Origin of the sequence: Burkholderia pyrrocinia (assembly GCF_001028665.1) — a bacterium.
Taxonomy (GTDB): domain Bacteria; phylum Pseudomonadota; class Gammaproteobacteria; order Burkholderiales; family Burkholderiaceae; genus Burkholderia; species Burkholderia pyrrocinia.
In genome coordinates this window covers 607,933-630,148 of sequence record NZ_CP011504.1, presented here as the reverse complement: position 1 = coordinate 630,148, position 22,216 = coordinate 607,933, and the positions used below count along the sequence as shown (strand labels likewise).

The window sequence follows — 22,216 nt, the reverse complement described above, 5'->3', positions numbered from 1 at the left end:
ACCAGAAACATATTCATCCGGAAATAGCGGCCATCGAGACGGAGATGATTGCGCTGCGCCACCGGCTGCACGCGCATCCCGAACTCGGCTTCGAGGAATACGCGACGAGCGATCTCGTGGCCGATTGCCTGACAACGTGGGGTTATCGGGTGACGCGGGGGCTCGGCGGCACGGGCGTGGTCGGCACGCTGACGCGCGGCACCGGGAAACGGCTCGGATTGCGCGCGGACATGGATGCGCTGCCGATCCGCGAGACGACCGGGCTGCCGCATGCGAGCCGGCGCGACGGCGTGATGCACGCCTGCGGGCATGATGGCCACACGGCGATGCTGCTTGCGGCGGCCCGCTGTCTTGCCGGGCGCACGCGCTTCGCGGGCACGTTGAACCTGATTTTCCAGCCGGCCGAAGAAGGGCTCGGCGGCGCGAAGCGGATGATCGACGACGGGCTGTTCACGCAGTTTCCGTGCGATGCCGTGTTCGCGATGCATAACGTGCCGGGCCTGCCGGCCGGCGTGCTCGGCTTCTGCGACGGCGCGGCGATGGCGTCGGCCGACGAGGTGCGCGTGCGCGTGATCGGGCGCGGCGGGCATGGCGCCGCGCCGCACACGACGATCGATCCGGTGGTCGTGTGCGCGTCGATCGTGATGGCGTTGCAGACGGTCGTGTCGCGCAACGTGAATCCGCAGGAACTGGCGATCGTCACGGCCGGCTCGATCCATGCGGGCACCGCATCGAACGTGATCCCGCCGCATGCGGAACTCGAACTCAGCGTGCGTGCGCTGTCGCCGGACGTGCGCGCACTGCTGGAGCGACGCATCCGCGAGATCGTGCACGGGCAGGCCGCGAGTTACGGCGCGACGGCCGAGATCGACTATCGCTACGGCTATCCGGTGCTCGTCAATCACGCGGCGGAAACGGCGTTCGCGCGCGATGTGGCCCGCGAATGGGGCGGCGACGCGGCGCTGATTCCGCATCTGCGGCCGATCGCGGCGAGCGAGGACTTCGCATTCATGCTCGAGAAGTGCCCGGGCAGCTACCTGTCGATCGGCAACGGCGACGGCGCGGCTGGATGCGGGCTGCACAACCCGGGCTACGACTTCAACGATGCTTGCCTCGCGACGGGCGCGAGCTACTGGACCGCACTCGCGGAGCGATACCTCGCGTGATGCGGCCGCACGCTTTCGGTTCACGATTCACGATTTACACAAGGAGACGGGCAATGAAACAGTGGATGGCAGCGCTCACGATAGCGCTGGCGGCGGGATCGGTGCATGCGGGCGACTGGACGGGCAAGGAGATCCGTCTCGCGGTCGATCCGACTTACCCGCCGCTCGAATACAAGCTGCCCGACGGCACGCTGACGGGCTTCGGGATCGATATCACTAATGCGTTGTGTGCGGAGTTGCACGCGCGCTGCGTATGGGTCGAGTCGAGCTTCGACGGGATGATCCCGGGGCTGCTCGCGCGCAAGTTCGACGTGATCGCGTCGTCGATGACGATCACGCCAAAGCGGATGCAGCAGATCGCGTTCACGAACCGCATCTCGAACGCGCCGGCCCGGCTGATCGCGCACAAGGGCTCGCCGCTGCTGACGACGGCCGAATCGCTGAAAGGCAAGCGCGTGGGCGTCGAGCAAGGTTCCGCGCAGGCCGACTACGCAGTCGCGAACTGGCAGCCGGCCGGCGTGCAGATCGTGTCGTACCAGAACCAGGATCAGGTGTACGCCGATCTCGTGACGGGGCGGCTCGACGCGGCGTTCCAGGCATCGATCGCGGCCAGCGACGGCTTCCTGAAGAAGCCGCAGGGCAAGGACTTCATGTTCGCCGGAGCGCCGATCGACGACGCGAAGTACTTCGGGCAAGGCGACGGCCTCGGGTTGCGCAAGCAGGACAACGACCTGCGCGACGCGTTCAACCGCGCGCTCGCAGCGATTCTCGCGAACGGCACGTATCAACGGATCAACCGGAAGTATTTCGACTTCGACATCTACGGCGCGAAGTAAGCGGTGGAACGCGCGATGTGCGCGATAGACGATAAATAAATAAGGATTACGGATGAACTGGAGATCGGTTTTTGTCGCGATTCCGGCGCTGTGCGCAGCGCCCGCGTTCGCGCAAGGCAGCGTCACGCTTTACGGCCTCGTCGATGCGGGCATCGACTATACGAACAACGTCGGCGGCCATGGCGCGTGGCAGATGGCGAGCGGCTTCGCGCAGGGCAGCCGCTGGGGGATGAAGGGCACCGAGGATCTGGGCGGCGGCTACAGCGCGCTGTTCCAGATCGAGAGCGGGTTCAACGTGAACAGCGGCACGCTGGCGCAGGGGGGCCGCATGTTCGGGCGTCAGGCCTACGTCGGGCTCGGCAGCACGCGCTTCGGCACGCTGACGCTCGGCCGGCAATACGATTCCGTCGTCGACTATCTCGCGCCGACGACCGCGAACGGGAGCTGGGGCGTCTATCCGTTCTCGCATCCGCTCGACAACGACAACACCGGCAACACGTTCCGCACGAACAATACCGTGAAGTATGCGAGTCCGGATTTCTCCGGCTTCTCGTTCGGCGGCACGTACAGCTTCAGCAACGATACGGGCTTCGCGAACAACCGGGTATGGAGCGTCGGCGCGCAATACGAGCAGGGCGGCCTGCTCGTCGGCGCGGCGTTCCTGAATGCAGACAACCCGGGCGCGACGTCGGGCGGCGCGATCGCGGGTTCCGGGTCGGTCGGCGCCGATGCGAATTTTGCGTCGGCACGGCTGCGGATCTTCGGCGCGGGCATCAACTACACCGCGGGGCCCGCGACAGTCGGGTTCGCATACACGAACAGCAACGTCACGCGGCCGACCGCGAACGTCGGCTACCTGTTCGGCGACGAAACGATCGAACCGGTGACCGGGCCGCTTGCAGGCGGTACGGTGACGTCGATCAAGTATCAGAACTTCGAAGTGAACGGCAAGTACCAGTTCACGCCGGCGTTGTTCGTCGGCGCGCAATACGTGTACACGACGGTGCGCTACGACGCGACGACCGGCGCCGCGAAGCCGAAGATCCACTCGATCGGCTTGATGGCCGACTACACCCTGTCGAAGCGCACGGATGTGTATCTGATGGGCGCGTACCAGCGGATCGCAGGAGACGCGACCGGCTCGTCGCTCGATCAGGCATATGTGCCGGGCGCGGCCGATCTGTCGTCGACGTCGAAGCAGTTGATGGTGCACGCGGGGATTCGGCACAGGTTCTGATGGAACCCGCCGGAAAGAAGGCGGCGGCCCGCCGCCTTCATCCATCACGACGCGACGCGAATCACGACCTTGCCGAAATGCTGCCCCGACTCCAGGTACGCATACGCTTGCGGCGCTTCGTCGAAGCCGAACACGCGATCGACTACCGGCTTGATCCGTTTCGCATCGACGAGCCGCACGACGTCGTCGAGCATCGCACGGCTACCGACCATGATCCCGTGCAGCCGGCGGATCCCGCCGATCAGCGACAGCAGCCCAAGGCCGGGGCCGCCGAACCCGCTGACGCCGCCGATCACCGACACGATGCCGCCCAGCTTCGTCGCGGCGACCGAACGCGGCAGCGTGTCGTGTCCGCCGACTTCCAGGACGAGATCCGCGCCCGCGCCGCCGGTGAGCCGCAGCACTTCGTGTTGCCACTCGGGCGTCGCGCGGTAGTTGATCGTTGCGTCCGCACCGAGTGCGCGGGCGCGTTCCAGCTTCGCGTCGCTGGACGACGTAACGATCGTGCGTAGCCCCGCCGCATGCGCGAGCTGCAGCGCGACGATCGAGACGCCGCCCGTGCCGAGCAGCACGACGGTCGAGCCCGGCCCCGCGCCGCCGTCGGCGAACAGCGCGTTCCACGCGGTGATGCCCGCGCACGACAGCGTCGCCGCCTCGTCGTAGTCGAGATGCGCGGGGATTGCGACCAGCGCCGCTTCGTCGGACACGAAGTGCTCGGCCAGCACGCCGTCGAACTGCGCGCCGGGCGAACCGGAGACTTTCTGCGGCGTCGGCGGCCCGTCGATCCAGTGCGGGAAGTACGTGTTGATCACGCGATCGCCCGGCCTGAAGCGCGTGACGTCGCGGCCGGTTTCGATGACTTCGCCGGCGCCGTCGGCGACAGGAATCAGCGCGTCCTTGCCGATGCCGAGATAGTCGCCGCGCGCGAACATCAGGTCGCGGTAGTTCAGTCCTGCCGAGTGGATCTTCACGACGACGTCGGTCGGCCCGACGGGCCGGCGTGTCGCGTCGATGCGCCGGAGCCCGGCAGCGCCGTCGCCGGGTTTGACTTGCCATGCGTGCATGTCGACTCCTTTTTGAGATAGACCGGCTTATCATAGTGTTGCGCATGGGGACGCATTGGCGAGATTTTGGCCAATGACTGTCGCCATGGCGGACACAAACCTGTCTTTCAACCGGAGCGGAATCGCATGGACGAGCGGCTGAGAGGCGTCGCCGAATTTGTCGACGTCGTGGAGTCGGGCAGCTTCGCGGCGGCGGCGCTGCGCATGGGCGTCACGCGCTCGGCGATCGCGAAAGTCGTCGCGCGGCTCGAACGCCGTCTCGGCGCGCGGCTCCTGCAGCGCACGACACGCCAGCTCAGCCTGACCGACGAAGGGCTCGTCTATTACGAGCAGTGCCGGCGGCTGCTGGCCGAACTCGGCGACACGGAGGCCGCGCTCGACGCGGGCCGCCGCGAGCCGTCCGGGCGGCTGCGCATCAGCGTGCCCGTGCTGTTCGGACGGCAATGCGTGGCGCCCGTGATGCGGCGTCTCGTCGAGCGTCATCCGCGGCTCGAAATCGACGTGTCGTTCAGCGATCGCGTGGCCGACCTGATCAACGACGGTTTCGACATCGCGGTGCGCATCGGCGAGCTCGCCGATACGAGCACGCTCGTCGGGCGGCGGCTTGGCGTGCAGCGGATGGGCATTTGCGCATCGCCCGCGTATCTCGAACGTCATGGCCGGCCGACGGGGTGCGACGAACTCGTGTCGCACGTCGGCATCGCGTATTCGCGCGGCGGGCAGCCGACGCCGTGGCGGATCATCGGCGCGGACGGCGCCGTGCACGACCATCGCGCGGCCGGCCGCCTGCGGTTCGACGACCTGCTGGCGATCGCCGATGCGGCTGCTGCCGGCGCGGGCCTCGCGTGGCTGCCGTGCTGGCTGATGGCGCCTTACCTGCGCGACGGCCGTCTCGTGCTTGTGATGGACAGCAACAGCGTATCGGGCGCAGAGGTGTTCGCGGTGCGGCCGGCGTCGCGCCACGTGCCGTCGAAGGTGCGCGTCGTCATCGATGCGCTCGTCGACGAGATTCCGCCGATGCTGGCGTCGGACGACTGAAGCGAGCACGCGACCCGCCCAAGCGCGCACCGCATCCGGGCGGAGCGGCTGAACGACGCGAGTGTCGGCGCACCGTACGCGCTTTTTCCGGCCCGATGCACAATCGGCGCGGAACGCGCCTGTGCCGCGTGGCTGCGTACGCATCGCGGCGCGGGCCGCACCAAACGGCCTGCATAGCGCGCGCATCGCATATTCCAGCGCCCCGTTAGCATGTGACGAATCCGACTTTGGGCGCCGCGCGCGCGACGCTAAGATCGCCGCTCCCGTAGATCGAGCGTTCACGATAATGAAAAAGTCCGCGTCGCCGTTGCATGCTTTCCGTTTCCGTGTCGTCTGCGCCGCGATCGCCGGCGCGCTGTCGCTCGCATCGTGCGGCGGCGTCGACAGCGATTCGCCGCCCCCGCAGGCCGACACGACACCGCCGCAGGCCGCAAAGCGCCCGAACATCCTGTACATCATGGCCGACGATCTCGGCTATTCCGACATCCATGCATTCGGCGGCGAGATCAACACGCCGAACCTCGACGCGCTCGTCGCGTCGGGCCGCATCCTGTCGAACCATCACACGGGCACCGTCTGCGCGATCACGCGTGCGATGCTGGTGTCCGGCACCGATCACCATCTCGTCGGCGAAGGCACGATGGGCGTACCGACCGACGAGCGGCGCGGGCTGCCCGGCTACGAGGGCTACCTGAACGATCGCGCGCTGTCGTTCGCACAACTACTGAAGGACGCCGGTTATCACACGTATATCGCGGGCAAGTGGCACATCGGCTCGGGGATCGTCGGCAGCGCGACGGGCAGCGGGCAGACGCCCGACCAGTGGGGCTTCGAGCGCAGCTACGTGCTGCTCGGCGGCGCGGCGACCAACCACTTCGCGCACGAGCCGGCCGGCTCGTCGAACTACACGGAAGACGGCCGTTACGTGCAGCCTGGCCAGCCCGGGCAGCCGGGCGGTGCGGGCGGCAGCCCGGCCGTGTTCTATTCGACCGATTTCTATACGCAGAAGCTGATCTCGTACATCGATTCGAACCGGCGCGACGGAAAACCGTTCTTCGCGTATGCGGCGTACACGTCGCCGCACTGGCCGCTGCAGGTGCCCGAGCCGTGGCTGCACAAGTACGCGGGTGTCTATGACGCCGGCTACGACGCGATCCGCAACGCGCGGATCGCGCGGCAGAAAGCGCTCGGCCTGATTCCCGCCGACTTCAAGCCGTTCGACGGCCTGCCCGAAACGACGGCGGCGTCGCCCGCGACCGCGAACAACGGCACCGCGAGCGCGAAATACATCAGCGCGGTGCATTCGGCCGCGGACGGCTACAGCGACTACGGCCCAGGCAAGGTCGACAAGCTGTGGTCGAGCCTGTCGCCGGCCGAACGCAAGGCGCAGGCGCGCTACATGGAAATCTACGCGGGGATGGTCGAGAACCTCGACTACAACATCGGCCTGCTGATCCAGCACCTGAAGGACATCGGCGAATACGACAACACGTTCATCATGTTCCAGTCGGACAACGGCGCGGAAGGCTGGCCGATCGATTCCGGCGCGGACCCGACGGCGACCGACACCGCGAACGCGCAGGACCCGACCTATTCGGCGCTCGGCACCGACAACGGCAAGCAGAACGCGCAGCGCCTGCAGTACGGGCTGCGCTGGGCCGAAGTGAGCGCGTCGCCGTTCCGGCTCACGAAGGGTTATTCGGCCGAAGGCGGCGTGTCGACGCCGACGATCGTGCGCCTGCCGGGCCAGTCGCAGCCGTTGCCGACGCTGCGCGCGTTCACGCACGTGACCGACAACACGGCGACCTTCCTCGCGGTCGCGGGCGTCACGCCGCCGTCGCAGCCGGCGCCGCCGCTCGTCAACACGCTGACGGGCGTCGACCAGAACAAGGGCAAGGTGATCTACAACAACCGCTACGTGTATCCGGTCACGGGCCAGTCGCTGCTGCCGGTGCTCACGGGTTCGGCGACGGGCGAGGTGCATACGGCGCCGTTCGGCGACGAAGCGTACGGCCGCGCGTACCTGCGCAGCGCCGACGGCCGCTGGAAGGCGTTGTGGACCGAGCCGCCGCTCGGGCCGCTCGACGGTCACTGGCAGCTTTACGACCTCGCGTCGGATCGCGGCGAGACGACCGACGTGTCGGCGCAGAACCCGTCGGTGATCGGCACGCTCGTCGACCAGTGGAAGACCTACATGAGCAACGTCGGCGGCGTCGAGCCGCTGCGTCCGCGTGGTTATTACTGAGCGCCCCCAGCACTGTCGTTGTGCTCCGGGTCCCACGAGGGATTTCCTTCGCGGTGGAAAACCCGGAGCGGGCAGGCGTTTTCTTGAAAGGACGACACGATGCGGTTCCGGTTCTGGACGATCGGCGCGGCGCTTGCCGCCACGCTGTTCGCCACTGCGTTCGCGGTGGGCTATGCGAATCCGGCGGCGCCGGCGGGCGGCGCATTCGACGACGCGAATCGCGGCCGCGCGCTCGTGCCGCTCGGCTCGGAGCGGCAGTGCGGGCGCTATTCGGGGCTGCCGGCAAAGTGGCGCGACGACCCGAAGGCCGGGATGGTGCACCTGCGCGGCGGCGCGTTCGTGTTCGGCAGCACGCGCGGTTATGCGGACGAGCGTCCGGTCGGCGATGGCCGCACGCGCGTCGGCGGTTTCTGGATCGACCAGACCGACGTGACGATCGCGCAGTTCGCCGCGTTCGTGCAGGCGACCGGCTACGTGACCGAGGCCGAGCAGCAGGGCGGCGCGGCGGTGTTCCATGTGCCGACGCGCGACGAGATGAATGCGCGCGACCTCGCGTGGTGGTCGTGGGTGAAGGGCGCGTCGTGGCGTCATCCACGTGGGCCCGGCAGCGGCGTCGACGGGCTCGGCAACCTGCCCGTCACGCTCGTCACGCAGCGCGATGCGCTTGCGTATGCGCGCTGGCTCGGCCGCGATCTGCCGACCGAGGCCGAATGGGAATACGCGGGCAAGGCCGGCCGCGACGACGCATCGCTCGACGCGGCGCCGCGCGACGCACAGGGCAAGCCGGCCGCGAACTACTGGCAAGGTGTGTTCCCGGTGCTCGATACGGTCGAGGACGGCCACGCGGGCCTCGCGCCCGTCGGTTGTTATGCGGCGAACGGCTTCCGGCTCTACGACATGATCGGCAACGCATGGGAATGGACGAAGGACGCATACACGGGCCCGCACCAGTCGCACACCAACGGCGATACGGCGGCCGTCGCGCCGCCGACGCGCCGGCACGATACGCCGATGGTCATCAAGGGCGGCTCGTTCCTGTGCTCGCGCGACTACTGCGTGCGCTATCGCGCGTCGTCGCGCGAACAGCAGGAGGCCGATCTCGGTGCATCGCACATCGGCTTTCGCACGATCCTGAGGGATGCATCGTGACGAAGGGCATCGTGCGATTCGTCTCCGTGTGGCTGCTGGCCGCGTGTGGCGTTGTGCATCCGGGATCGGCCGTTGCGGCCGAATCGGCTGCCCCTGCCGTGCGCGTCGGCGTGACGCGCGGCGTGCATGCGCAGATCCTGGACGAAGTGAAGCGGGTCGCCGCTGCGCGAGGGCTGGGCGTCGATGTCGTCGAATTCGACGATGCGTCGCGCATCGACGCGGCGCTCGCCGACGGCCGGATCGACGCGGCCAGCTTCGAGGATGCGCACCAGCTTGCCGCGACGCGCGCGCAGAAACGCTACGCGCTGACCGAAGTCGCGCCGACCGTCACGCTGCCGATGGCGCTTTATTCGCGCAAGCTGAAAAACCTGAACGAATTGCAGCCCGGCGCGACGGTCGCGATTCCGGCCGATCCGCGCGGGATGGCGCGCGCGCTGGTGCTGCTGCAGAACGATACGCTGGTGACGCTGCGCGAGCAGGCCGGCCTGCATGCGACGCTGCGCGACGTGACCGGCAACCGGCTTGGGCTGAAGCTCGTCGCGCTGCGCCGCGATCGTCTTTACGCCGCGCTCGATACGGCCGCGTTCGTTGCGATCGACAGCGACGATGCCGCCCGCGTCGGGCTGCAGCCCGCACGCGACAGCATCAGCCTCGAGGACGCGCGCTCGCCGTACGCGAACGTGCTGACGGTGCGCAACGCCGATCGCGCGAAACCGTGGGTCGCGCAACTCGTCGCCGCGTATCACTCGGACGACGTCGCGCGCTTCATCCTCACGCGTTACCAGGATTCGGTGCGGCGGCCGTGGTAGACACGTACCTGCTCGCGTGCAACGCATGCGGACGCTGCTGCAACAGCGCGCCGACGCTGTCGTTGCGCGAACTGTTCCGGCATCGGCGCCGCTTCGTCGGCGCGCTGACGATCCGTCGCGTGCCGACGCGGCGAATCGGCGAACGCTGGCGTGCGGGCGGGCGCGAGCATGCATTCGACACGGACGATATTGCGGCGTCCGAAGCGCTGGCGGAGCGGTTGTTCCATCGACTCGGCGGCGCCAATGGCGAATGGGTCGCGCTGACGCTGCAGGGCTACGACTATCCGTCGCTCGGCCGTTGTGCGGCGCTCGCCGACGACGGCCGCTGCAGCGTGCACGCGGAGAAGCCGTCGATCTGCGGCGCGGTGCCGCTCGATCCGATGCTGCCTGACCGGTTGCAGTCGCGCGTGCTCGCGGCGCGGCGCGACGAAACGGCGTGGCTTGGCGCGAACTGCATTGTCGAGGCGGGAGACGAGCGGCCCGCCGTCGAGCACTCGTTTCCGATTCCGCTGGTGACGGCCGGGCAAGTCGCGGATCGCGCGGCGCTCGACACGTATCGCGATGCGCTCGCGTTCGAGCGCGCGGTGTGGCGCGATGCCGTGTTCGCGTCGCTGGCCGGTGGCGGGCAGGACGTACGCGATGCGTTGTCGCGGCTCGCGGCGGGCGGTTACCTGACCGTGTCGATCGTGCCCGTGCTGCTGGCCGTCGCGCCGGTCTCCGCGCATTGCCGCGCGCTGTGCATCGACTTCATCGACGCGCAACTCGCGTTGATCGGCACGAACATCGAGGCCGCACTCGCACGCCGGCACGCCGACGACCGGCCCGCGACACGCGAGTTGCGCGGTTTCGCCCAGGCGCTCGAACGTGCGCGGCATGCGCTTGCAGCGATGCCGGCGCCCGCGGCCGAAACGCGTGACGACGCGCCACGCATCGATGCATGGCTCGACGCGGATCCGCTCGCCGCGTAACGATCGCGGCACGCCGCGCGTGCCTTACACTTGGCGCTCTTTCAATCGTTTCCGACGGAGCGGGCATGTACGCGTCGACCTTTATTTTTCGTGCCGGGCAATACGATGACGAATTCCACCGGCTCGACCGGCAGATCGCCGACATGGCGCGCGCGGCGCCCGGCTATCTCGGCGAGGAGACGTGGGAGAACGTCGAAGCGGGGCTGATCCAGAACGTCTACTACTGGGAATCGGAGGCGGCGCTTCAGCAATTGATGCAGCATCCGGCGCACCTCGAAGCGAAGGCGAAACAGGCGCGCTGGCTCGACGGCTATCGCGTCGTGATCTCGAAGGTGCTTCGCGAGTACGGCGACGGCAAGCTGATGCAGCCGCATGCGGGGCAATCCGCGTGACTGGCTGACTGATTCATTGCTTCCATATTGCGGATAAATAAACAGAAACCGCACCCGGCGGCCCGCATTCGCATGCGGGTGTCGGCGGCCGCACCGTCGCACGAAGCGAGGCGCCGGATGAGCCGAATGCGATCGTGGGCGATTCGCGCAGCGATGTCGAACCCGCGCCGGAGGCTCGACCTCGCTTCACGCAGGCCCGCGCCGCTTCAAAGCGCCTCAACCAACCGCCGCGTACTCTTCGCGCAATACTCATGACACGCGGCCCGCGCGGCGATCGACGCGCCGTGCACGAACCGCGGCGCGTCCGCACGCCGCGACATCGACACGACGATCGACGGCGGCGACGGCTGCAGCGGCAGCTCGACAACCTCGCCGCTCTCGATCAGCGCATCGACGAACAGCACCGGAATCGCGGCCACGCCGAAGCCGTCGCGCACGAGCTGCACGATCACCGAGATCGACGGCGATCCGGTAATGCGCGTGTCCGACAGCGGCACGCCGTGCGCATGCGCAAGGGTACGAACGATGTCCTCCAGCGCCCGGTGAGGCGCGGTGCCGCGCCCGTAGGTCAGGATCGGCTGGCGCAGCACCTGCCGCGCGAGGCCCGTGCGCGTGTTCGGCAACAGCCCCGCGCGTGCGATCCAGCGCACCGGATAGTTCGCGAGCGCGTCGCAGACGACCGACGCCTCGTCGCTGCCCTCGACGCGGATGATCAGGTCGAGCTCGCCGGCCATCAGCCGGCGCTGCAGCACGACGCTCACGTCGACGGTCAGGTCGATCTCGAGCTGCGGATAGTCGGCCGCGAGGCGGCGCATATAGTGCGGCAGCCAGCTGTGCACGACCGTCTCGATCACGCCGAGCCGCAGCTTGCCGCGCAGCGCGCTTTCGCCGGACGCGGCGGCCTGCAGTTCCTGCGTCGCCTCGACCACGGCTTTCGCATAGCCGAGCAGGTACTCGCCATTCGGCGTGAGCCGGAATTCGCGGCTGTCGCGGTCGACGAGTACCGTCTGCAATTCGTCCTCGAGCGCCTTCAGGCGCTGCGAGATCGCGGCCGGCGTCGCGTGCAGCGCGGCGGCCGTCGTGCGGAAGTTGCGCAGCTTCGCGAGCGTGACGAAGGTTTCGAGAAAACGCGTGTTCATGGCGGTCGGGCGGACGATGGATGCGCAGCTTGCCGGTGAGGAAAAGTGAACGGGACCGGGGAAAACCCGAAGATCCGTTAAGAAATTCTATACACGAAGCGCAGAAAAACTCGTTGGCGACAAAATTTTTTCTTTTCTATTCTTCGCCGTATCCGATGACGCGACACCGTCATCCCGACCACATCCCGATCTGCGATTGAATCTCATGACGCCTTCCGAATTCCGCCAGTCCGTGCGCCACGGCGCGTTTCGCGGCCCGACCGCAGGCCACTGCGGCCCGTTCGCGCAAGCGAATCTCGCGATCCTGCCCGATGCGTATGCGCACGATTTCCTGCGCTTTTGTCAGGCAAACCCGAAAGCGTGCCCGCTGCTCGGCGTCGGCGAACCGGGTGCGTTCCGGATCGACGCGCTCGGCGAGGATCTCGACATCCGCACCGACGTGCCGAGCTACAACGTGTACCGCGACGGCCGCCAGACTGAGCGCGTCGAGTCGCTGGAAGCGCTGTGGCGCGACGACTTCGTCGTGTTCGCGATCGGCTGCTCGTTCTCGTTCGAGGACATGCTCGCCCGTGAAGGGATCGGGCTGCGCCACGTCGAGGAGGGCCGCAACGTGCCGATGTACCGCACGTCGATTCCGAACCGGCGCGCGGGGATCTTCGGCGGCCAGCTCGTCGTGTCGATGCGGCCGATGCGCGGCGCCGACGCGATCCGCGCGGTGCAGATCACGAGCCGGTTTCCGGGCGTGCACGGCGCGCCGATCCATATCGGTCACCCGCAGGAACTGGGCATCGCGGATCTGGACGCACCCGAATTCGGCGATGCGGTGACGATCCGCGACGGCGAGCTGCCGGTGTTCTGGGCGTGCGGCGTGACGCCGCAAACCGCGCTGATGGACGCGAAGCTGCCGATCGCGATCGCGCATACGCCCGGCTGCATGCTGATGACCGACATCACGAACGCGTCGCTGGCCGTGTTCTGATCCGACAACGCGACATCGCGACATCGCGACATCGCGACATCGCGACATCGCGACATCGCGGCATCGCGCGCGACGTAAGCACGACACACGACACACCACACGCAATTGACGGCGCATAACGACAGGAGCACCACCATGGAAAGCAAGACCCTCGCGGCACCCGCCGCCGAGCCCGCGAGCCCCGAGCGCAGCGGCCTGTTCTCGTGGTACGCCGACGCGCAGCCGCGCGAGCGCCGCGCGTTCTGGAGCTGCAAGGTCGGCTACATGCTCGACGGGATGGACACGCAGATGCTGTCGTTCGTGATCCCGACGCTCGTCGCGACCTGGGGTATCTCGCTCGCGGACGCCGGCTTCATCGGCACGGTCACGCTGCTCGCGTCGGCGCTCGGCGGCTGGATCGCGGGCATCCTGTCGGACCGGATCGGCCGCGTGCGCACGCTGCAGCTGACGGTGCTGTGGTTCGCGGTGTTCACCGCGCTGTGCGGGCTCGCGCAGAACTATCACCAGTTGCTCGCGGCGCGCGCGCTGATGGGCTTCGGCTTCGGCGGCGAATGGACGGCCGGCGCGGTGCTGATCGGCGAAGTGATCCGCGCGCGCGATCGCGGCAAGGCGGTCGGCCTCGTGCAGTCGGGCTGGGCGATCGGCTGGGGGCTGTGCGCGCTGCTGTATGCGCTGCTGTTCTCGGTGCTGCCGGCCGAGCAGGCGTGGCGCGCGCTGTTCCTCGTCGGGCTGGCGCCCGCGCTGCTGGTCGTCGCGATCCGCCGTTACGTGAAGGAGCCGGACGTCTACGAGAAGGAGAAGGCCGCGCAGGCGAAGGTGGCCGACGCGCCGCGCCTCACCGAGATCTTCGCGCCGAAGCTGATCACGACGACGCTGCGCGCGGCGCTGCTGACGACCGGCGCGCAGGGCGGCTACTACGCGATCACGACGTGGCTGCCGACCTTCCTGAAGACCGAGCGGCACCTGACCGTGATGGGCACCGGCGGCTATCTCGCGATGATCATCTTCGGCTCGTGGGTCGGCTACCTGACGAGTGCGTACCTGACCGACCGCCTCGGCCGCAAGCCGAACTTCATCCTGTTCGCGGTCGGCTCGATGGTGATTGCGTTCGCGTACACGTCGCTGAACCTGACCAATGCGTCGATGCTGTGGCTCGGCTTCCCGCTCGGCTTCTTCGCATCGGGCATCTTCTCGGGGATGGGCGCGTTCCTCACCGAACTGTTCCCGACCCGCGTGCGCGGCTCGGGCCAAGGCTTCTGCTACAACGTGGGCCGCGCGATCGGCGCACTGTTCCCGTTCCTGATCGGCGCGCTGTCGAAGCAGTACGGGCTCGGCACGAGCATCGGGATCTTCGCGGTCGCCGCATACGGCGTGGTGATCGTCGCCGCGCTGACGCTGCCCGAGACGCGCGGCCGCGAACTCGACGCCGCGTAAGCGGCGGGGCGGCCCGCCCTTCGTTTTCTTCCCTTTTCATCGACACCGTGACACGGCGCGACGCGCGCCGTGCGACGGCGCTCGTTCCGAGATCTCACGACGCATCGACCATCATGACCGACCGACACCTTTCTCCCGTTCCCTCCGACGCCGCGCGCTGGCAATTCTGGATCGACCGCGGCGGCACGTTCACCGACATCGTCGCGCGCCGGCCCGACGGCACGCTCGTCACGCACAAGCTGCTGTCGGAGAACCCCGAGCAGTACCGCGACGCGGCCGTGGCCGGCATCCGCCACCTGCTCGGCCTCGCGGACGGCGAGCCGATCACGCCCGCGCGCGTCGACATGGTGAAGATGGGCACGACGGTCGCGACCAACGCGCTGCTCGAACGCAAGGGCGAACGCACCGCACTCGCGACGACGCGCGGCTTTCGCGACGTGCTGCGCATCGCGTACCAGAACCGGCCGCGGCTGTTCGATCTCGACATCGTGCTGCCCGATGCGCTGTACGAGACCGTCGTCGAGATCGACGAACGCATCGGCGCGCATGGCGACGTCGTCGTGGCGCTCGATGCGCAGGATGCCGAAGCGTCGCTGCGCCGCGTGTTCGACACCGGCGTGCGCGCGCTCGCGATCGTGCTGATCCACGGCTACCGCTACACCGCGCATGAATGCGCACTCGCGGAACTCGCACGCCGCATCGGCTTCACGCAGGTGTCGGTGTCGCACGAGGTGTCGCCGCTGATGAAGATGGTGTCGCGCGGCGATACGACCGTCGTGGACGCGTACCTGTCGCCGATCCTGCGTCGTTATGTCGAGCAGGTCGCGCACGAGATGCCGGGCGTGAACCTGCAGTTCATGCAGAGCAGCGGCGGGCTGACGCGCGCCGATGCGTTCCAGGGCAAGGACGCGATCCTGTCGGGCCCGGCGGGCGGCATCGTCGGGATGGTGCGCGCCGCGCGCGCGGCCGGTTTCGGCCAGGTGATCGGCTTCGACATGGGCGGCACGTCGACCGACGTGTCGCACTACAACGGCGAGTTCGAACGCGTGTTCGAGACGCAGGTGGCCGGCGTGCGGATGCGCGCGCCGATGATGAGCATCCACACGGTCGCCGCGGGCGGCGGCTCGGTGCTCGGCTTCGACGGCGCGCGGCTGCGCGTCGGGCCCGAATCGGCCGGCGCGAACCCGGGGCCGGCCGCGTACCGGCGCGGCGGCCCGCTGACGGTGACCGACTGCAACGTGATGCTCGGCAAGATCCAGCCCGATCATTTCCCGCGCGTGTTCGGCCCGCATGCGGACGAGCCGCTCGACCGCGACGGCGTGGTCGCGAAGTTCGCGGCGCTCGCCGATGAAATCCATGCGGCGACGGGGCGGCGCGAGACGCCGGAGGCACTCGCCGAAGGTTTCCTCGAAATCGCGATCGGCAGCATGGCGAACGCGATCAAGAAGATCTCCGTACAGCGCGGCCACGACGTGTCGCGCTACGTGCTGACGACGTTCGGCGGCGCGGGCGGTCAGCACGCTTGCGGCGTGGCCGACGCGCTCGGGATGACGCAGGTGTTCGCGCATCCGCTCGCGGGCGTGCTGTCCGCGTACGGAATGGGCTTGGCCGACCAGACCGCGATGCGCGAGCGCGCGGTCGAGGCCGTGCTGTCCGATGCGTCGCTGCCGGCGTTGAACGCGGCGCTCGACCGGCTGGCCGACGAGGCCGTCGGCGCGCTGCTCGAACAGGGCGTGCCGCCGGAGCGGATCGCGACCGAGCGGCGCGTGCACCTGCGCTACCAGGGCACCGATTCGGCGCTCGACGTGCCGGCCGGCAGCGTCGACGCGATGCAGCAGGCGTTCGAGGCCGCGTACCGGCAGCGCTACGCGTTCCTGATGCCCGGCACGCCGCTCGTCGCGGAGCTGGCGTCGGTCGAGGCGATCGGCCGCTCCGATGCGCCGGTCGAAATCGCGCCGCTTGCGCCGCGCGGGGCGGGCGCCGCACCGCGCGCCGATTCCGCCGTGCGCTTTTATTCCGGCGGCAAATGGCACGACGCGGCGCTCTACGTGCGCGACACGCTGCTGGCCGGCGACGCGATCGACGGCCCGGCGATCGTCGCGGAAAAGAACGGCACGACCGTCGTCGAGCCCGGCTGGCGCGCGCAGATGACCTCACAGGGCAACCTCGTGCTGACGCGCACGACGCCGCTGCCGACGCGCCGCTCGCTCGGCACCGATGCCGATCCGGTGCGGCTCGAGATCTTCAACAACCTGTTCATGTCGATCGCCGAGCAGATGGGGCTGCGGCTGCAGAACACCGCGTACTCGGTGAACATCAAGGAGCGGCTCGACTTCTCGTGCGCGATCTTCGACGGCGACGGCAACCTGATCGCGAACGCGCCGCACATGCCCGTGCACCTCGGCTCGATGGGCGAGAGCATCCGCACGGTGATCGAGCGCAACCGCGGCCGCATGCGCGACGGCGACGTGTTCATGCTGAACGACCCGTATCATGGCGGCACGCACCTGCCGGACGTGACGGTCATCACGCCGGTGTTCGCGGACGGCTCGGACACGCCGCTGTTCTACGTCGGCTCGCGCGGGCATCACGCCGACATCGGCGGCACGACGCCGGGCTCGATGCCGCCCGATTCGACGCATATCGACGAGGAGGGCGTGCTGATCGACAACTGGCAGCTCGTGTCGGCGGGCGTGCTGCGCGATGCCGACACGCGCGCGCTGCTCGCGTCGGGCCGCTACCCGGCGCGCAACGTCGAGCAAAACATGGCCGACCTGCGCGCGCAGGTTGCCGCGAACCAGAAGGGCGTCGACGAGTTGCGCCGGATGGTCGTGCAGTTCGGCCGCGACGTCGTGCTCGCGTTCATGGGGCACGTGCAGGACAACGCGGAAGAAGCGGTGCGGCGCGTGATCGGCGCGCTGCAGGACGGCGCGTACCGCTACCCGCTCGACAACGGCGCGGAGATTCGCGTCGCGATCCGCGTCGATCGCGCGGCGCGGCGTGCGGAGATCGATTTCACGGGCACGTCCGCGCAGCTCGACAACAACTTCAACGCGCCGAAGGCCGTCTGCATGGCCGCCGTGCTGTACGTATTCCGCACGCTGGTCGGCGACGACATCCCGCTGAACGCCGGCTGCCTGAAGCCGCTCACGGTGATCGTGCCCGCCCGCTCGATGCTGAATCCCGAATATCCGGCGGCGGTCGTGTCGGGCAACGTCGAGACGTCGTCGGCGATCACCAACGCGCTGTACGGCGCGCTCGGCTGCGTCGCGTCGAGCCAGGGGACGATGAATAACTTCACATTCGGCAACGATCGCTACCAGTACTACGAGACGATCGCGGGCGGCAGCGGCGCGGGCGACGGCTTCGCGGGTGTCGGCGCGGTGCAGACGCACATGACGAACTCGCGGCTCACCGACCCGGAGGTGCTCGAATGGCGCTACCCGGTGCGGCTCGACTCGCACCGGATCCGCGCCGGCTCGGGCGGCGGCGGGCGCTGGCGCGGCGGCGACGGCGCGGTGCGGCGGATTCGCTTCCTCGAGCCGATGACCGCGTCGATCCTGTCGAACAACCGGATCCATGCGCCGTTCGGCGCGGCCGGCGGCGCAGCCGGCGCGCTCGGCCGCAACACGATCGAGCGCGCGGACGGCACGGTCGAGGCGCTCGACCATATCGGCCGCGCGCAGATGGCGCCGGGCGACGTGTTCGTCGTCGAAACGCCGGGCGGCGGCGGATACGGCGCGGCGGGTTGAGCCGCGGCACGCGCGCGGCAGCGGCGACGGCGGGCGTTCGTGCGGGGCGGCGAACGCCCGCCGCGCGTCGCGTGCGCCGGCTGCAACGGCGGCCGTACCGGTTCCACCCGCGCTGTCGGCCGGCTGCGGAATTCGACGACGCTGCGGAATCAGATAAAACACGTCGCATCGGCAGCGTCGCGATATTGCAACCGACTGTGGAATAAAGCGGCGCATTCACACCAGAACAGAAACAAATTGGCCGGATTTCGCGTCGCCTGGACGCGATCCGACCCTGCCGCCGTGGTCCTGAATTCGATCGGTCCCCACATTTTTCGATTTCCCGGAACCCTTTACGGAGCAAGGGGTTCCGCGTATCCGGCCGGCCCCGTTTCGCACCGCCTCACCCGCTCTTGCGCATGCCGCCAATCATGAAAAATCCGGCTTGCCAATCGAGTCCCGATTCCTTGACACTCTTCTCTAAATGTGAGTCCCAATCCTCAGCGTCATTTGATAAGATGGTTCTCATCATTCGTTAGGCAGAACCTGCGCGCTTTACGCGCGAACGCCGGGTCGCATTGGTTGGATACAAGTACGGGACGAGGGCCGTTGTCACGGCAATCACGGCTGCGTTGCCGGGAGCGCGCGCTGCGCGGCCCGGGAGGGCGGTTGGCCAACTCGCCTCCGTCTACACTGTGCGTTTTTTCTGGATCGGGGCGTGTCCATGGATGACGAAAACGATAGCGCGGTGCTCGAGGCGCATGTCGGTACGCGCAGCCCCTGCTGGCGTCTCGGCAGCGACAGCAATGCACTCGAACTGGCCGCCGTCCGCGGCCTGACCAACGTCGCCATCGCGTTGACGGTCGAGCAGGCCGCGTGCATTCGCGCCCTGACGGGCGTCACGTCGCACCTCGTGCTCGACATCACGCTGTTCGGCGAGCCGGTCAGCCTCCATCTCGTCGGCAGGAAGGTCAACACGACCGACTGGGCCGGTACCGCCTCCGCCTATTCCGATGCCGTGTCCGTCGCGGGTGATCTCGCGCACGGGCTCGCGTTCGCCGAGCAGGTCGTGTCCGAAGTGAATTCGCTCGTCGTGATCCTCGACCGCAACGGGATGGTGCAGCGCTTCAACCGCCTGTGCGAGGAAGTGACGGGCAAGCGCGAGGTCGACGTGATCGGCCGCAGCGCGTTCGAACTGTTCATGAGCCCCGAGCAGGGCGCGCAGTCGCGCACCAACATCACGGGCTTTTTCGCGAGCAACCACTCGTACGCGGTCGAGCGCTACATCAATACGGTCAACGGGCCGCGCCTGTTCCAGTTCCGCAACAAGTTCGTGCAGAGCGGCAGCGGCGTCGAGGAGCAGTTCCTGATCTGCTCGGGCATCGACATCACCGAGGAGCGCAACGCGCAGCATCGGCTCATCGAACTCGCGAACACCGACGTGCTCACCGGGCTGCCGAACCGTCATGCGATCAGCGAGCGCATCCATATGGCGATCGCCGACGAGAACGCCGCGTCGCGCGGCCACGTCGGCATCCTGTTCCTCGATCTCGACAACTTCAAGCGCGTCAACGATCACTACGGGCACATCACCGGCGACCGCCTGCTGCAGGACGTGTCGACGATCATCAGCGGCTGCCTGCCGTCCGGCGCGACGCTCGCGCGGCTCGGCGGCGACGAATTCCTCGTGCTGTTCGAGCACGGCACGCGGCCGCTGCTCGAAGCGACCGCGCAGATCATCCTCGAGCGGATGCGCACACCGATCCATCTCGGGCTGATGGAGGTCTATACGAGCTGCTCGATCGGCATCGCGATGCATCCGCAGCACGGCGATTCGCTCGAGACGCTGATCCGCAGCGCGGACACCGCGATGTACGTCGCGAAGGAAGAAGGCAAGCATACATACCGCGTGTTCTCGCTGGAGATGAACCAGAAAGTCGCGAAATACATGTGGCTCGACACGAACCTGCGCAAGGCGCTCGATGAAGAGCAGTTCGTGCTGTACTACCAGCCGGTCGTCGATATCGCGACCGGCGACGTGCGCGGCGTCGAGGCGCTGATCCGCTGGCAGTCGCCCGATCGCGGGCTCGTCGCGCCGATCGAGTTCATCCGCTTCGCGGAGGAGTCGGGGCTGATCGCGCCGCTCGGGCGCTGGGTGATGCGCACCGCGGCCGCGCAGGCCGCCGCGTGGAAGGCGAAGGGGCTCGGCATCCGGATCGCGGTGAACGTGTCCGCGCGGCAGTTGCAGGACATGAACATCGTGCACCAGTTCGCGTCGATTCTCGACAGCGCGGGGCTCAAGCCCGGCCTGCTCGACATCGAGCTGACCGAGAGCTGCTTCATCGAGGACGAGGATTCTGCCAACGGGCTGATGCGGCAGTTCCGCCAGCTCGGCGCGGAGATCCATCTCGACGATTTCGGCACCGGCTATTCGTCGCTGTCGCAGTTGTCGCGCCTGCCGCTCGACGCGATCAAGCTCGACCGTTCCTTCATCACGGGCATCGACCGCAATCCGCGCTCGCAGGCGCTGGTGCGCTCGGTCGTGTCGCTCGCGAAGGCGATGAATTTCGCGGTGATCGCCGAAGGCGTCGAGACGTACGCGGAAGCCGACTTCCTCAAGCAGCTCGACGTCGATCACGCGCAGGGCTACTACTACGCACGGCCGATGCCGGCGCAGGCATTCGAGGCGTGGCTCGCGGAGACGAGAAAGCTCAGGCTGATCGCCTGAGCTTCGTTCCGGAGAGCGGGGCGCCGCCGGCAACCGGCGGCGCCCGCTACCTTACACCGGGCGCAGCTTCGACACGCGCCGGTTCTGCAGCATCACCAGGCGTTCCATGTACGCGAGGTCCTTCGGCTCGATCGTGAACGCCGCATGCACCCACGCTTCCGTGATGTCCATCAGCTCCGAGCGCGACAACTGGAACACGCGCTCGCGTGCGCGCAGCATCGCGCGCACGCCGTTCAGCTTCGGCTTCGTCACGTCGATGAAGGTGCGCGTCGCGAGATACGCGTCACCCGCGTCGAACGTCACGTCGACCAGCCCGCGATCCTCGTACCACTCGGCCGCATGCGTTTCGCCGGTCGAGATCAGCGATTCCGCGAGGCCGCGGTCCGCCTTGCGCGCGACGAGCGAATAGCCGCCCATGCCCGGGAACAGGTTGAACGCGATCTCGGGGAACCCGAGCTTCACGCCCTTCTGCGCGAGCACAAAGTGATGCGCGAGCGCGGCCTCGAAGCCGCCGCCGAGCGCGCTGCCCTCGACCATCGCGATCGAGATCGACCCGGTGCCGAAGCCCGTGTAGATCTCGTACACGCCGTCGATGCATGAGCGCGCATAGGCCATCAGCTGGTCGCGCCGGCCGCTGCGGATCGCGTCGACGAAGAAGCTCAGGTCGCCGCCGACGTTGAACAGCTCGGGGACGAGCGAACCCGTCACCCAGAAGTCGAATGGCAGGCCCGAGTCGCGTGCGACGCGCGCGAGATGGATGATGTCGGTGACGAGTTGCTGGTTGAAGCACGGCCGCGGCTCCGATCGCAGCATCATCCACATGACGTTACGGCCTTCTTCGTAAAAGGCGGTCAGTTGCGTGAGTTCGCCGGCTTCATAAAACGGGCGGCACGCAGGATGGGATTGGAGTTGCATGGTATGTCCTCGTGAGTTGTGGTTTTCGAAGACCGTCGCGCCCGGCGCCATGCGGGAATCGGGTTGCCCGCCTGGCGCCGGGCGCGAGGCATCGCCATTGTTGCGCGCGCACAAAAGCCGAATTGCGGGGAACAACGCACGACTGGGACGAGGACGCGGATTGCATGAGCGCGGACAAGGGGGGGCCACGGGCGAGGAGAGGGGGAGCGGGAGGAGGAAACCTGCGCGCCGGGTGTGGCCGATGCGGGCGGGAAGGCGGGCTGCGATGCGGCTTGAGCAGGTTCGCCATCCCGCTCGATCGCGTACGGACGGCCGATCCGGCGCGCGGTCACCGGTGTCGGTCGCTTACGCGTTGAAAGCGGCGCCGGGCCGCCCCTATGGAATAT

Annotated in this window: 16 protein-coding genes; 13 read left to right on the top strand and 3 right to left on the bottom strand. The window is 68.0% G+C overall.

Annotated features, from left to right (window positions below; genetic code table 11):
• Positions 1-44: 44 nt before the first annotated feature.
• The 3 genes from ABD05_RS19015 to ABD05_RS19005 are packed head-to-tail and all read left to right on the top strand — an operon-like array spanning position 45 to position 3,239.
• On the top strand, positions 45-1,166 hold the full coding sequence (locus tag ABD05_RS19015) for a M20 aminoacylase family protein (protein WP_148669166.1): 1,122 nt from the start codon (positions 45-47) through the stop codon (positions 1,164-1,166).
• Positions 1,167-1,219: 53 nt separating this feature from the next.
• Complete coding sequence (locus ABD05_RS19010; RefSeq protein ID WP_047901702.1) at positions 1,220-2,002, top strand: ABC transporter substrate-binding protein; 783 nt, start codon at positions 1,220-1,222, stop codon at positions 2,000-2,002.
• Between the two features lie 52 nt (positions 2,003-2,054).
• The gene (locus ABD05_RS19005; protein ID WP_047901701.1) at positions 2,055-3,239 is read left to right on the top strand and encodes a porin; all 1,185 of its coding nucleotides are present in this window, start codon (positions 2,055-2,057) and stop codon (positions 3,237-3,239) included.
• 44 nt (positions 3,240-3,283) lie between these two features.
• Here ABD05_RS19005 and ABD05_RS19000 read toward each other — a convergent pair whose 3' ends face one another.
• Positions 3,284-4,303 (bottom strand): zinc-dependent alcohol dehydrogenase family protein, encoded by a 1,020-nt coding sequence (locus tag ABD05_RS19000; RefSeq protein ID WP_047901700.1) that lies wholly within the window; start codon positions 4,301-4,303, stop codon positions 3,284-3,286.
• Positions 4,304-4,429: 126 nt separating this feature from the next.
• Between ABD05_RS19000 and ABD05_RS18995 the strand changes: the two genes are divergently transcribed.
• The 6 genes from ABD05_RS18995 to ABD05_RS18970 all read left to right on the top strand — a co-directional run bounded on the left by ABD05_RS18995 (position 4,430) and on the right by ABD05_RS18970 (position 10,904).
• Positions 4,430-5,341, top strand: coding sequence for a LysR family transcriptional regulator (locus tag ABD05_RS18995; protein ID WP_047901699.1), 912 nt, complete (start codon positions 4,430-4,432; stop codon positions 5,339-5,341).
• 286 nt (positions 5,342-5,627) lie between these two features.
• Positions 5,628-7,586 (top strand): arylsulfatase, encoded by a 1,959-nt coding sequence (locus ABD05_RS18990; protein WP_047901698.1) that lies wholly within the window; start codon positions 5,628-5,630, stop codon positions 7,584-7,586.
• Positions 7,587-7,685: 99 nt separating this feature from the next.
• Positions 7,686-8,735 (top strand): formylglycine-generating enzyme family protein, encoded by a 1,050-nt coding sequence (locus ABD05_RS18985; RefSeq protein ID WP_047901697.1) that lies wholly within the window; start codon positions 7,686-7,688, stop codon positions 8,733-8,735.
• Positions 8,732-9,544: a MetQ/NlpA family lipoprotein gene (locus ABD05_RS18980; protein ID WP_047901696.1), complete on the top strand. Its 813-nt coding sequence runs from the start codon at positions 8,732-8,734 to the stop codon at positions 9,542-9,544. Before ABD05_RS18985 ends, ABD05_RS18980 begins: the two co-directional genes overlap by 4 nt.
• A complete protein-coding gene (locus tag ABD05_RS18975) occupies positions 9,538-10,512 on the top strand; it encodes a YkgJ family cysteine cluster protein (protein WP_047901695.1) in 975 nt (324 codons plus the stop codon). The genes ABD05_RS18980 and ABD05_RS18975 overlap by 7 nt, the downstream gene beginning before the upstream one ends.
• A 65-nt stretch (positions 10,513-10,577) precedes the next feature.
• Positions 10,578-10,904 carry an antibiotic biosynthesis monooxygenase family protein gene (locus ABD05_RS18970; protein WP_047901694.1) on the top strand — a complete coding sequence of 109 codons (327 nt, stop codon included), beginning with the start codon at positions 10,578-10,580 and terminating at the stop codon, positions 10,902-10,904.
• 206 nt (positions 10,905-11,110) lie between these two features.
• On the opposite strand, the gene ABD05_RS18965 is transcribed toward ABD05_RS18970, so the two are convergent.
• Positions 11,111-12,043, bottom strand: coding sequence for a LysR family transcriptional regulator (locus ABD05_RS18965; protein ID WP_047901693.1), 933 nt, complete (start codon positions 12,041-12,043; stop codon positions 11,111-11,113).
• 205 nt (positions 12,044-12,248) lie between these two features.
• On the opposite strand from ABD05_RS18965, the gene ABD05_RS18960 reads away from it, so the two are divergent.
• The 4 genes from ABD05_RS18960 to pdeR all read left to right on the top strand — a co-directional run bounded on the left by ABD05_RS18960 (position 12,249) and on the right by pdeR (position 20,915).
• On the top strand, positions 12,249-13,022 hold the full coding sequence (locus ABD05_RS18960; RefSeq protein ID WP_047901692.1) for a putative hydro-lyase: 774 nt from the start codon (positions 12,249-12,251) through the stop codon (positions 13,020-13,022).
• A 135-nt stretch (positions 13,023-13,157) separates the two neighbouring features.
• The gene (locus ABD05_RS18955; RefSeq protein WP_047901691.1) at positions 13,158-14,456 is read left to right on the top strand and encodes an MFS transporter; all 1,299 of its coding nucleotides are present in this window, start codon (positions 13,158-13,160) and stop codon (positions 14,454-14,456) included.
• A gap of 113 nt (positions 14,457-14,569) precedes the next feature.
• Positions 14,570-18,208 carry a hydantoinase B/oxoprolinase family protein gene (locus ABD05_RS18950; RefSeq protein ID WP_047901690.1) on the top strand — a complete coding sequence of 1,213 codons (3,639 nt, stop codon included), beginning with the start codon at positions 14,570-14,572 and terminating at the stop codon, positions 18,206-18,208.
• Positions 18,209-18,911: 703 nt separating this feature from the next.
• Complete coding sequence (gene pdeR / locus ABD05_RS18945; protein WP_047901689.1) at positions 18,912-20,915, top strand: cyclic di-GMP phosphodiesterase; 2,004 nt, start codon at positions 18,912-18,914, stop codon at positions 20,913-20,915.
• A gap of 51 nt (positions 20,916-20,966) precedes the next feature.
• Here the strand turns inward: pdeR and ABD05_RS18940 are convergent, their stop codons facing one another.
• Positions 20,967-21,830, bottom strand: coding sequence for a crotonase/enoyl-CoA hydratase family protein (locus ABD05_RS18940; RefSeq protein WP_047901688.1), 864 nt, complete (start codon positions 21,828-21,830; stop codon positions 20,967-20,969).
• Positions 21,831-22,216 lie beyond the last annotated feature (386 nt).